The sequence below is a fragment of the Devosia soli genome (assembly GCF_000970455.1).
GTDB lineage: Bacteria > Pseudomonadota > Alphaproteobacteria > Rhizobiales > Devosiaceae > Devosia > Devosia soli.
The window spans coordinates 176,061-188,849 of record NZ_LAJG01000022.1 but is presented as its reverse complement, the minus strand read 5'-3'; the positions used below and the strand labels follow the sequence as shown (position 1 = coordinate 188,849).

Here is a 12,789-nt window from a genome sequence, read left to right as displayed (position 1 = left end):
CTGCCCTAGTCGAGCCGAACCAAAAGGTCTTTGGCGTCGATCTGATCGCCTGGCTTGATCAGCAGCTCGGCGACGACGCCATCGACCTCGGCGTGGATCGCCGTTTCCATCTTCATGGCTTCGATCGAGCAGAGCACGTCGCCCGCCTGAACGCTCTGGCCTTCCTTGACGGCAAGGGTCGAGATAACGCCCGGCATGGGTGCGCCGACCTGCTTGGGATCGCCCGCTGCTGCCTTGGCGCGCGCCTTGACCTCGCCCGCCTTCAACCGGTCCGGCACGGTGATGGTACGCGGCTGGCCGTTAAGATCAAAGAAGACGCGGACTTCGCCCTTTTCATTTGTCGGAGCTCGGCCGAGATAGTTGACGACCAGCGTCTTGCCCTTCTCGATATCGACGAGCAGTTCGTCGCCTTCTTCAAGCCCATAGAAATAGACCGGGGTGGGCAAGACTTCGGTTGGCCCATAACGCTCCTGGGTCTTTTCGAAATCGGTATAGACCTTTGGATACATCAGATATGAGGCAAGCCGGAAATCATCGACCGGCACGCCGACCTCTTGCGAAACCTTCTTGCGCTCGGCTTCGAGATCGACATCCTTCAAATAGGACCCCGGCCGCTCGGTCAGCGGCGTGCGCCCCTTGAGCACCTTCTTCTGCAGCTTTTCCGGAAAACCGCCGGGCGGCTGGCCGAGATCGCCGGCAAAGAAGCCGACGACAGAGTCGGGGAAGGCAATGTCCTTGTCCGGATTTTCGACGTCAGAGCGCGAAATCCCGGCCGAAACCATGGCCAGCGCCATATCGCCGACCACCTTAGAGCTTGGCGTCACCTTGACGATATCGCCGAACATCTTGTTGACGTCCGCATAGGTCTGGGCGACATCGTGCCAGCGCGTTTCAAGCCCGAGCGAGCGCGCCTGTTCCTTGAGATTGGTGAACTGACCGCCCGGCATTTCGTGGAGATAGACTTCGGATGCGCCGCCCTTGAGATCGCTCTCGAAGGCGCGGTACTGGGTGCGCACCGCTTCCCAATAAAACGAGATCTGGCGGATCGCCTTGGGATCAAGCTTGGGATCGCGATCACCACCTTCGAGCGCTGCGACGAGCGAGCCCAGCGTCGGCTGCGAGGTGGTCGATGAGAGCGCATCCATTGCCGCATCGACAGCATCGACACCGGCTTCCACTGCCGCCAAGACCGTCGCCGCCGAAGCGCCTGAGGTGTCGTGGGTGTGGAGGTGGATCGGCAGATCGGTCTCGTTGCGCAGCGTCTCGATCAGCTTCTTGGCGGCAGCCGGCTTCAAGAGGCCAGCCATGTCCTTGATCCCAAGCACATGGACGCCAGCGGCCTCAAGCTCCTTGGCGAGGCCGACGTAGTACTTGAGATCGTATTTGGAGCGATCGGGATCGAAGAGATCGCCGGTATAGCAGATGGCGCCTTCCGCCACCTTACCCTCTGCCGCCACCGCTTCGATCGAGACGCGCATGTTCTCGACCCAGTTGAGGCAGTCGAAGATGCGGAAGATGTCCACCCCGCCCTTGGCCGCCTGCTTGACGAAGAATTTGACCACATTGTCGGGATAGTTGGTGTAGCCGACGCCATTGGAGCCGCGCAGCAACATCTGCGTCAGGATGTTCGGCGCGCCTTCGCGGACCCGCGCCAGGCGCTCCCATGGATCTTCGTTGAGGAAGCGCATCGAGACGTCGAACGTGGCGCCGCCCCAGCATTCGAGCGAGAAGAGGTTTGGCAGGCCACGCGAATAGGCCTGAGCAATGCGCGTGATATCGAACGAGCGCATGCGTGTCGCGAGCAACGATTGGTGCGCGTCGCGCATGGTGGTGTCGGTAAAGAGCACGCGGCCCTGACTCTTCATCCATTTGGCGAGACCGACCGGACCATCGCGATCGAGCACCTGACGACTGCCTTCGATGGCCGCGAGCGGCGGGAAATCCGGCACGAAAGGCGCAGCGGCATCGGCCGGGGGCCGCGGACGATCGCGCACCTCGGGATGGCCGTTCACCGTCACGTCGGCGATATAGGAGAGGAGCTTGGTCGCGCGGTCGCGGCGCGGCTTGAAATTGAAGAGTTCCGGCGTCGTGTCGATGAACCGCGTCGTATAGCGGTTTTCGACGAAGTCCGGATGCGTAATGATGTTTTCGAGGAAAGCGAGATTGGTCGCGACGCCGCGGATACGGAATTCGCGCAAGGCGCGATGCATGCGGGCGATAGCTTCTTCAGCGCTCGGCGCCCAGCACGTCACCTTTTCCAAGAGCGGATCATAGTAGCGCGTGATGACAGCGCCAGCATAGGCGGTGCCGCCATCGAGACGCACGCCAAAACCGGTCGCGCCGCGATAGGCGGTGATGCGGCCATAGTCCGGAATGAAATTCTGTTCCGGGTCTTCCGTTGTCACGCGGCACTGAATGGCATTGCCGTTGAGCCGGATGTTTTCCTGAAGCGGCACACCGGATTCGGGCGTCCCGATCACTGCGCCATCGAGCAGATGAATCTGCGCCTTGACGATATCGATGCCGGTCACCTCTTCGGTAACCGTATGCTCAACCTGGATGCGCGGATTCACTTCAATGAAGTAGAACTTGTCGGTATCGGCATCCATCAGGAATTCGACGGTGCCAGCCCCGCGATAATTAGCGGCATTGCCGAGGCGCACCGCGGCATCGGTCAGGCTCTTGCGCACTTCGTCGGAAAGATACGGCGCCGGCGCGCGCTCCACCACCTTCTGGTTGCGACGCTGCACCGAGCAGTCGCGCTCAAAGAGATGGACGAGATTGCCATGGTCGTCCCCGATGAGCTGCACTTCGACGTGGCGGGCCCGCTCGATCAGCTTTTCGAGATACATCTCGTCCTTGCCGAACGCGGCTTTGGCCTCGCGCTTGCCTTCGGAAACTTCGTTGACGAGATGAGCTTCGTCCATGATCCGGCGCATGCCGCGACCGCCACCGCCCCAAGAGGCCTTAAGCATCAGCGGATAGCCGATCTCGGCGGCCATACGCTTGACTTCATCCATGTCGTCCGGCAGCGCATCCGTCGCCGGCACGACCGGCACATCGGACTTGATCGCCATATTGCGCGCCGCGACCTTATTGCCAAGATCGCGCATGGTCTGGGCGCGCGGGCCAATGAAGATGATCCCGGCATCGTCGCACGCATCGACGAATTCAGGCGATTCCGACAGGAGGCCATAGCCGGGATGAATCGCATCGGCGCCCGAAATGCGGGCGATCCGAATATACTCTTCAATCTGAAGGTAAGCTTCGACCGGGCCCTTGCCCTTGCCGATTAGATAGGCCTCATCGGCTTTGAACCGGTGCAGCGCCAATTTGTCTTCTTCGGCATAGACCGCGACGGTCTTGAGCCCGAGTTCATTGGCGGCACGAAACACGCGGATGGCGATTTCGCTGCGGTTGGCAACGAGGATTTTCTTGATTGGCATCGATTTAAATTCCGAGCGAGAGAGGGCGGGGACTTGTCTTGGAGTCCGGCTCAGCTAAGTCAGTGGCTCGGATGGCGGGCCATCCTTGCCGCCAAAGTCGTTCGTGTCAGCTTCTCGAAAGCATGCCGGCGAGATGGCTCATGTCGTAGCCGGCCTCGGCCGCCTGCGAGATGATCTCGGACGCATCCATTTCACCCGCCTGGCTCAACGCCCAAAGAGTCGTGGAGCGCGTCCCGGAACGGCAGAAGCAGAATACCGGGCCGTCGTTCCCCTCGAGCGCGGCCTTGGTTTTCTCGACGAGGTCGGGATTAACCCCGTCTCGCCCCAGCGGAATGGCATAATAGGCGAGACCGGCGGCCTTGGCGGCCACTTCAATCTCGGCGCCCGCCGGCTGGTCAGGCGATTCACCATCAGGACGGTTATTGACGATGGCAGTAAAGCCGAGGGATTTGAGCGTGGCGACATCTTCCGGGTAAATCTGCCCCGAAACGCTGACGTGATCGTTGATCCGCTTCAAGTCCAAGTCGCTACTCCCATTTCGCCCATTGGCTTCCCGCCTTCCTTATATCCACCGCGACGCAAGCCATGCAACTGCTGCGTAGGTCGGAGAGGGATGCACTGGATGGATCAAGCGGCAGAGGCAATATCGAGGCGCGACAAAGCCTGCGGCCGCCCAAGGAAATAGCCTTGGAAAGCAGAACATCCGGCGAGGCGCAGCTTTTCGAGCTGCTGCTCGGTCTCGACGCCCTCAGCGATGACATCGACCTGCAGCGACCGAGCGATGTCGCAGATCGCCCCGACGATCATCGCGTCGATCCGGTTGTCGCCGAGATTGGCGACGTAGGATCGGTCGATCTTGATGATGTCGAAGGCGAAACCACGCAGATATTGAAGGCTGGCGTGCCCCGCCCCAAAATCGTCGATGGCCACCTTGAGCCCGAGCGTACGAATGGCGTCGAGGTTGGCCTGTTCGACCGCGCCTGCGATCATCGGCACATTCTCGGTAATCTCGACGATCAGCCGTGTCGGATCGATCCCGGCTTCCGCAACCATCGCGCCCAGCTGGCGGGCAAAGTCCGAGCGGCGTAACTGGGCGGGCGATACATTGACGGCAACCGGCGTGCCCAGCACGGCAAGATCGGCACAAGCGCGTCGCACCACCCATTCGCCGAGCTTGTCGATTAGGTCGCTTTCTTCGGCAATGCCGATGAACTGGATCGGCGGAATCATGCCGCGCACCGGATGCCGCCAGCGCAGCAGTGCTTCATGCGAGCGCACCCGCATATCCGTGCCGAAAACGGGCTGATAGTGCAGTTCCAGCTCGTCCATCAGCAGCGCCGCCCGTAGTTCGCGCTCGACGAAGCGGCGATGGCGCTCGTCGCCTAGCATATCGGGATCAAAGGCGATGACCTGCCGGCGACCGGCCTTCTTGCCCTTGTAGAGCGCGAGATCCGCCTTGGCGATGAGATCATCGACGTCAGATGCATCGATCGGCGCGAGGGCAAGTCCGATGGTGGCTGAAAGTCGCGTCGGACGGCCCGCGATTTTGACGGGCTCGTCGAGCCGACACAGCAGTTCTTCGGCTAGGCGACGTAACGCGCCGCGGTTGTCGCAATCGGCAATAGCGATGCCGAATTCGTCGCCGTCAAGCCGGCCGACCAGCGCGCCGGGCATCACTTGGGCAATGGTCTTGGCCAGATGCGCCAATGCGGCATCCCCGGCGCTATGGCCGCTGCCGTCGTTGAGGACTTTGAGATTGTCCATGTCGAGTAGCATATAGCCCAGTGACTTGTCCGAGCCGTGATGCACGTCCTTGCGCAGCGCTTCCATGAAATAGGAGCGCGTGAATACGCCGGTCAACGCGTCGCGATGGACAGACGCCAGAACCGCGCGCGTTTCACGTCCGGCATGGCGGAGGCTGAGGCGGATCATGCGATGGCCGATCACCAGTGTCCCGAGCCCGGCCAACACGAGCCCAAAGGCGAAGAAGATAAGCAATGGATCGACGGCACCAGTACGCGACCCAGCCGAAATCAGCGCCGTCCCGGCCGCCCCAATCAGCATCAGGCCGACAAGGATGGCAACGGTTCGATAGTCGGAGAGGATCGACATAAACTGGTCGACCTGACGGATATCCTGTTCGGTCGCCTTGCGCAGCAGGGCCCGGTTTGGTCGGGAAGATCCGCGCGCTGAACGGAAAACACCGCGCGTTTTGATCACAAAATTCATAACAAGATCACAGGCATATATCAGACCTGGCTTCACACTACGCGAAACCACCCGTCGTTGAATGACGGTTCCGTGACAAAACTGCAGCGCCGCTTTGAATGGTCAAAGACTAGTAAAATACTAGGGGGTTGTCCCGACCCAAGCACCCCATAGATCGCGCCGTTCGGACACGAACCGCTCGGCAACCGCTTCAACAGTCGCGCCCGGCTCGCTCGCTTGGGCAAGAAGCGTGTTCATTTCGCTCAAGGCAATGGACGAGCGCTGGAAGTAGGAGGCGATGGTGGGTGCCTCCGTAAATACCCACTCGGCAACCGCAACAACGACCATTTCGGCAGGGAAAGAGGAAGGCTGCGGCGTGGTGCAGGAAGCCAGCGCCAGGCACTTCATCGCCTCCTCATTGTAGGCACCCATGTCGAGCGCGCGAAAATCGAGCTGCGCCAGGATGGCGTTGGGCTGCCAGTAATAGAAAACGAAGTTCTCCTGCCGGCTGACTGCCTCGGCAATCAGCGCATCCATTTCGAAGCGATTAGCCGGCACCACCACTTCGACGAGATCATCGAGTTCATAGGCGGCGATCAGGTTGCGATTGATCACCGAACAGGCCCAGTCGGCCGGACAGGAAATGAAGCGCACCGGCGTTTCGCTGGTCTTTGTCGAAAGAAGCGGCTGCAGGCCCGCCGCAGCAGGCGTTTCGGGAAAGCTGCTAGCCATATAGGCGGGGATGAACCACCCTTCGACCGTCGTCTCGGCGAAGGTCGGCGCCCCGCTACGCAGCATTTGCGCCTCGATGGCGCCGTTCCAGACATCGGCGATCCGGGTCACCCACATCTCGGGCGCCACGGCTGGCTGGCCGGTCGATCCCATTGACGATGTGGTGGCCGCAAGATCGCCGGGAATGACCCGCGCCTCGCAGCCGAAAGTCGTGTTGAGAATGCGGGCATGGATTTCGGCAAGAAGCGCTGCGGACGGCCAGGTCATGCGCGCAATAGTCATCGGCTGGGTGCCGCAGACCGGCGGCGGCGTGGCCGGCCCGGCTTCAGCCGGTTCCGTCTCATCCTGCGTCTGGTCCTGCGCGCTATCGAGAACGGTGATCTGCGCCAGCGCCGGGCCGGCTGTCAACGCCAGCAAAAGGCCGCCAATGAAAGAGTGCAAATGCCGCATGCGGATCCTCATTCCAACGCTGCAAGTCTATGCGCAATCCACTTTGCTTAAGCAACCGCGAGCGTTCACCATTTTGCCCAAGACCCCCGGTGACTCGCCCCACGAAAATGTGCAACAGTCCCTGCCAGCGGGGCGCGTGGGCGCCCCCGACATCCGTTGCGCCGCCGCAAGAAGGAGGCCGTGTAAGGCCACCCGGCGCGCAATGCAAACAGAGGGACGTTCATGTTCAAGAAAACCTTGACCCTGGCGGTCGCCGCCACGACCCTGGCCATTGCCGCTCCGGCACTGGCCCAGGACACCGGCGCCACCATCGGTTTCATCGGTGGCTTTACCGGTCCGATCGAATCGCTGACCCCGCCGATCTTTGCCGGCGCACAGTTGGTCGTGAACCAGATCAACGAACAGGGCGGCATTTTGGGAGGCGAACTCAAGCTCATTTCGGCGGACGGCGCTTGCGACGCGACTGCTGCCGCTGCCGCGGCTGACAAGCTGATCAACACCGACAATGTGACCGGCATCGTCGGCGCACTCTGCACCGGCGAAACCATCGGCGCGTTCAACGGCTCGGGTCTTTCGGGCAATGTCGTCTTCATCTCGCCAGCCTCGTCCGCTCCGGCCCTGACGACGCTCGAAGACAACGACCTCGTCTATCGCACCACCCCGTCCGACGCGCTCCAGGGCGTCAAGATGGCGGACCTGCTGCTCGCCAAGGGCATCAAGGACATCGCCATCACCTACGTGAACAACGACTACGGCAAGGGCTTTGCCGACGCACTGTCGGCCGCATACACTGCTGGCGGTGGCACCGTTGCTGCAAACCTCGCACACGAAGAGGGCAAGGCAGACTATCGCGCCGAACTCGGCAACCTCGTTGCGTCGCAAAACTTGGTGATTCTCGCCTACGCAAACGCGTCGGGCAACACGATCCTGCGCCAAGCCGTTGAATCGGGCAATTTCACGACTTTCGTCGGTGGCGACGGCATGGTCGGCGATGACCTGCTCGCCGGTATCGATCCGTCCGCCGTCGAAGGCCTGATTGCAACCCGCGCCGGTGCCCCGACCGGTGAAGCCGTCGACATCTACAACGCCTTCACTGCCGATGGCTTTACCGCCAACGCCACCTACGCTCCGCAGGCCTATGACGCAGCCTTCCTTCTGGCGCTCGCCATCGAGAAGAACGGTTCGGCTGAGCGCGAAGGCCTGTCGGATGCGCTGCGCGACGTCGCTTCGGCTCCTGGCGAAAAGATCCTGCCCGGCGAATGGAAGAAGGCTGTCGAGCTGATCAAGGCCGGTACCGACATCGACTATGAAGGTGCCGGTGGCGCCCTCGACTTCGACGAAGCCGGTGACGTCGACGGCATCATCGTCGAACTCGCCGTTGAAGGCGGCGCATTCGTCGAGAAGGGCCAGATCCAGTAAGCGGGGCCCGCTGAAAAACGGAAGCCCGGGAGCGATCCCGGGCTTTTTTGTTTGGTAGCACAAAACCCGAAACGCCGATTGCAGCATCTCTATGTCTGACCGAGATACCAAGCCTGTTCTGTCGTCCTTGCCCGGCCTGTCCGGGCAATCCATTTTATCGCTGCGTGGACTACCCGGACAAGACGGGTAGGGACGATGCGCCGAGGGGGCACATCAGTCAATCGACGGTCCCTTGTCCCAGCCCGCCGGAAGCCGCTCCACGACGACCTGCCGCATGTCGGTCCGCACGGTGATCGAAAAATGCTCAGCCTGCATGACATCTAAAATCTTGCGTGGTCGATATGCGCAAATACAAATCCCGCCGCCGTGCCGAAGGCTTGGATAGACCACGCCATCCTCGCCCGCAGCCCGCAGACCCTCGCCAAAGGCCTGGCTTGGTCCATAGTCCTCGGTGAACAATTCGGGCCGTTCGCCTGCGCTCGTCTCCCGATACGTGCCCTCGATGCGCGCTCTGTAGACCCTAAAGGTCCGCTGACCTTCAGCCTTGCCGCGCGCAAAAGCCTCGCGCCGCAAATGATGGCCCACTTCGGCAATGCCGGTCTCGACCCGCGCCGCAGCATACCAGGCGCCCAAATCGGGCCCCGAAAACCGCGCGCCCATGGGCGGCGCATGGAGAAAGGCCGCCATGACGATGGATGCATTGGGCCGGCCGAAAACCCAATCCGATTTCGGCAGACGTGCAATTCGCTCCGTCACCTGCCGGTCATTGGTCCAACCGGCCAGTTCCAATACCGCCTCAAGATCCTCGGCCGATGCAACAGTTTCAAAAAGCCCGATCGGCGGAAATTGCGAGGGGATAAGCCGATAGCTGACCTCTGGCGTGGAAACATCCATCGTCAGCGCCAAACAATATCGGCGTCCGTTGTCGGGTTGAAGACGGCGTCGATGCCATTGGGGGGCATATAGAGCCCGCCCCGCGCCGCATCGAGGAACCGCCGCACCTGCATGATCCCGTCCATGCTGCCATTGGTGATAAGCGCCAGCGGCGTCTGCCCGCCAAAGACTGGTGCAAGATGCGGCCCCTTGAGCCAGTCGAGGCCAGCCGTCTTTGTGGCGAACAGCACGCCCAGCGCCTGATGGACACCAAGAAGCGCCGACAGCCGCATCAGCGTATCGACATCAAGCGTCACCGACCCGCCCTCACGCGCCAACCGCATCCAATTATGATAGGTCGAGCGTGAGGGGTAGCCGAGCACCAGCCGCCGCTGCTCTTCGCTCAAACCCCAATCCTCAGCAATATTGAGAAAGGTGCGCAGCGCCGGGCCGCTCAGCCGCTTCCGATTGGCTGGGGCAAAGCGCTCCGCTACCAAGAGTGGCACATCCTGACCGACGAAGGGCCGATGGCTTTCTGCTAGTCCTGATCCACGCATCTCGATCTCCTGACACCAACCTAGTCCAGAAGACCGCATTCTTCAAGCCAATAGTCCAAATTTGGACATCAGCCTTCGCGTTTGACCACTTCGGGTATCAGGCCGCGCGGGGCAAAGCGCAGAGCAATGGTGATCACCAAGCCAAGAACAAAGACGCGCATCTGTGCTGACCGTGCTTCGATCTCCGGGATGGCGCCCCAGCCGAACTGGGTCGACCAGCTGCTGACGAAATCGAACACGGCCTTTGAGAGCGGTTCGGAAATCACCCAGATCAACCAGAGAAGAATTGCGCCGAACAGCGCCCCCCAATTATTGCCCGCGCCGCCAACAATCACCATGACCCAGATAAGGAAGGTGTGGTTGATCGGCTGATAACTTGATGGATCAAAGATCTGCACGAAGCTGACCAGCATGGCGCCGCCAATGCCCATCAATACCGAGCCGAAAACAAAGATTTCGAGCTGTCGCGCAGTGACGTTCTTGCCCATGGAGGTTGCCGCGATATGATTGTCGCGGATGGCGCGCATCATCCGGCCCCATGGACCGGCATAAGCGCGAGAAATCAGCCACATGACGAGCGCAAGAACGATGATTGCGAGCAGCAGATAGCCGGCTCGGGCCGAGAGCAGCGCGCTATAGCCATCCATGCCATCGGCCTGGAAAGCCTGCGGCAGCGGGGTGGGCCACGGGATCGGCGAAACGGTCAGGGTGCCGCGGGTCAGCCAGTCCATATTCTTGATCAGCGCCCGGATGATTTCCGAAATACCGATCGTGGCGATGGCGAGATAATCGGTGCGAAGACCAAGACAGATTTTCCCGACAATATAGGCGATGCCCGCAGCAAGAATGCCGCCAAAGATCCAGCCGAGAACCGGATGGCCGCCAAGCCCACCGACCCAGCCGCCGCCCGCGGCCGATTCGATATAGGCCGCGGCCGGATCGATCTGGCTGCGATAAAGGCAATAGCCGACGAACCAGGCTATAACGGTCAGCGCGGTCTTCCACTTGCCGCTGATACCAATGCGATCCGATTTCCGGGCCGCCAACACGATCAATGCCCCGACCGCAAAGGCCAGCAGCGCCTTGCCGAGCATGGCCGGACCTTCACCGGCCCAGAAGGCCGGATTGACCGGGAAGGAGATGAAGGTGACGGCCGCCCCGCCCACCATGAGAAAGCCCATGATGCCGAAGTTGAAGAGCCCGCCATAGCCCCACTGGATATTGAGCCCAAGCGCAATCAACGCATAGGCTGCCGCCTCGACGAGGCGTGAGGAGGTAAAGGGCAGACCCATCACCCAGCCGACCAGAAGGATCAGGACGAACAGGCCGCCGAAAAGCGTCAGGGAACGCTGGATCATGAGGAGGCTCCCTTGAAGATACCGGTGGGCCGGACGAGAAGCGTGACGACGAGGATCACGAAGGCCACGGTGAGCTTATATTCGGTCGGCACCAGCGCTAGGGTCGGCGGCAGCTGCATCCAGTCCGGCAGGATCGCATTGAGCGGCCGCAGCACCATGGTCCAGTTGAACACGGCCAGCGTTTCGGCAAAACCGATGAGCAGACCGCCAGCAATGGCGCCATAGGCCTGGCCAAGACCACCAACGATAGCGGCGGCAAAGATCGGCAGGATGATGTTGAAGGCCAAGTCCGGCTTCAGCGTCACGTCGAGCGCCAGCATCGTGCCGGCCATGCAGCCGAGCGCCCCGGCGATGATCCAGGTGACGCGGACGACGAGCGCGGTATTAATGCCCGAAACCTGCGCGAGATCGGCATTGTCCGCCATGGCGCGCATGGCCTTGCCGAGACGCGAACGCGTCAGGAAGAAGTGCAGCGCCAGCACCGACACGAAGGTGACGAGGATCATCAGAATCTGCGGCTCGGTGATCACCAGCGGCCGGGTCGAACCGATGCTCGCAAGGTCAAAGCGAAAGACTTCCTTGGGTTCATTTTCAAAAAAGGAATACGAGCCGGCGCCGAAGAACAGGCGAATAAGACCCTGGATCATCAGCGTCACGCCGATCGAGGCGATCAAGAGCGTCACCGGCTTGGCGCCACGCTTCCTGAGCGGAGCATAAAAACCCTTGTCGATGCCGAGTGCCAGGATGGCGGCGAGAACCATGGCGATGGGCAGGACCACGAAACCGGTCGGGATCGGCGTCACAATACCCCAGGCCGCAAAGGCAGAGGCAAGGAGAAAAGCGACAAAAGCGCCGCCGGTCATCAGCTCGGAATGGGCAAAGTGCGCAAAGCGCAAAATGCCGAAGATCAGCGTGATGCCGATGGCCCCGAGCGCATAGATGCAGCCCAGAACCAGACCGGAGATGATCACCTGATTGGTGAAGAAAACGAGTTCGGTCACGGCTCAGCCCCCGAGGAAAGACTTGGCGACTTCCGGGTCGGCGATCAGCTCCGCCCCGGTGCCGGTGAAGCGGTTCTGACCGCTGGCGAGGACAAAGCCCTTGGACGCGAATGCCAGCGCTTGCCGCGCATTCTGCTCAACCATGAGAATGCCGACGCCTTCCTTGTTGACGCGCTGAATGGTCTCGAAAATCTCGATCACATAGCGTGGGGAAAGACCGGCCGAGGGCTCGTCGAGCATCAGAAGGCTGGGCTTGCTCATCAGCGCGCGGCCCATCGCCACCATCTGACGCTGCCCGCCCGAAAGCTCACCCGCCGGCTGCCGGCGCTTCTCGCGCAGCACGGGAAACATCTCGTAGACCCATTCCATCGTACTGGAAAAATCATCGGTCCGGGTAAAGGCACCCATTTCGAGATTTTCTTCCACCGACATGGAGGTGAAGACGTTCTTTTCCTGCGGCACGAAGCTGAGGCCCTTGGGCACAAGCTTGTCGGGGAGGGAATTGGCAATGTTCTCGCCACCGAAATCGATGGTGCCGCCAGTGACCTTGAGAAGGCCAAAGATCGCCTTGAGCGTTGTCGATTTGCCCGCGCCATTGGGGCCGACGATGACGCCGATATCGCTCTTCTCGATGGCAATATTGACGCCATTGAGGATCGGCGCGCCGCCATAGCCGCCGACGACATGTTTCAGTTCAATCAAAGGCATCAACGGGTCTCCCCGACCCAGAGGGCCGCGTAAGCGA

The 12,789-nt window shown here is 61.2% G+C and carries 10 protein-coding genes; 1 reads left to right on the top strand and 9 read right to left on the bottom strand.

Going from position 1 to position 12,789, the window contains the following annotated elements:
- Positions 1–5: 5 nt before the first annotated feature.
- The 4 genes from pyc to VW35_RS11725 all read right to left on the bottom strand — a co-directional run bounded on the left by pyc (position 6) and on the right by VW35_RS11725 (position 6,836).
- Entirely contained in the window at positions 6–3,446 is a 3,441-nt protein-coding gene (gene pyc / locus VW35_RS11740; RefSeq protein ID WP_046143232.1) for a pyruvate carboxylase, read from the bottom strand.
- A gap of 106 nt (positions 3,447–3,552) precedes the next feature.
- Positions 3,553–3,969 carry a protein tyrosine phosphatase family protein gene (locus VW35_RS11735; protein WP_046143231.1) on the bottom strand — a complete coding sequence of 139 codons (417 nt, stop codon included), beginning with the start codon at positions 3,967–3,969 and terminating at the stop codon, positions 3,553–3,555.
- A gap of 104 nt (positions 3,970–4,073) precedes the next feature.
- Positions 4,074–5,675: a putative bifunctional diguanylate cyclase/phosphodiesterase gene (locus VW35_RS11730; RefSeq protein ID WP_052951684.1), complete on the bottom strand. Its 1,602-nt coding sequence runs from the start codon at positions 5,673–5,675 to the stop codon at positions 4,074–4,076.
- A 120-nt stretch (positions 5,676–5,795) separates the two neighbouring features.
- Positions 5,796–6,836, bottom strand: coding sequence for a glycine betaine ABC transporter substrate-binding protein (locus VW35_RS11725; RefSeq protein WP_046143230.1), 1,041 nt, complete (start codon positions 6,834–6,836; stop codon positions 5,796–5,798).
- 222 nt (positions 6,837–7,058) lie between these two features.
- On the opposite strand from VW35_RS11725, the gene VW35_RS11720 reads away from it, so the two are divergent.
- A complete protein-coding gene (locus VW35_RS11720) occupies positions 7,059–8,255 on the top strand; it encodes an ABC transporter substrate-binding protein (protein ID WP_046143229.1) in 1,197 nt (398 codons plus the stop codon).
- A gap of 213 nt (positions 8,256–8,468) precedes the next feature.
- Here the strand turns inward: VW35_RS11720 and VW35_RS11715 are convergent, their stop codons facing one another.
- From VW35_RS11715 to VW35_RS11695, 5 genes are all read right to left on the bottom strand, one after another.
- Entirely contained in the window at positions 8,469–9,149 is a 681-nt protein-coding gene (locus tag VW35_RS11715; RefSeq protein ID WP_046143228.1) for an RES family NAD+ phosphorylase, read from the bottom strand.
- Between the two features lie 2 nt (positions 9,150–9,151).
- Positions 9,152–9,685: an antitoxin Xre/MbcA/ParS toxin-binding domain-containing protein gene (locus VW35_RS11710; protein WP_083982700.1), complete on the bottom strand. Its 534-nt coding sequence runs from the start codon at positions 9,683–9,685 to the stop codon at positions 9,152–9,154.
- A gap of 68 nt (positions 9,686–9,753) precedes the next feature.
- On the bottom strand, positions 9,754–11,043 hold the full coding sequence (locus VW35_RS11705; RefSeq protein WP_046143227.1) for a branched-chain amino acid ABC transporter permease: 1,290 nt from the start codon (positions 11,041–11,043) through the stop codon (positions 9,754–9,756).
- Positions 11,040–12,044, bottom strand: coding sequence for a branched-chain amino acid ABC transporter permease (locus VW35_RS11700; RefSeq protein WP_046143226.1), 1,005 nt, complete (start codon positions 12,042–12,044; stop codon positions 11,040–11,042). Before VW35_RS11700 ends, VW35_RS11705 begins: the two co-directional genes overlap by 4 nt.
- A 3-nt stretch (positions 12,045–12,047) precedes the next feature.
- Positions 12,048–12,752, bottom strand: a complete 705-nt coding sequence (locus tag VW35_RS11695; RefSeq protein ID WP_046143225.1) for an ABC transporter ATP-binding protein — start codon at positions 12,750–12,752, stop codon at positions 12,048–12,050.
- Positions 12,753–12,789: the final 37 nt, after the last annotated feature.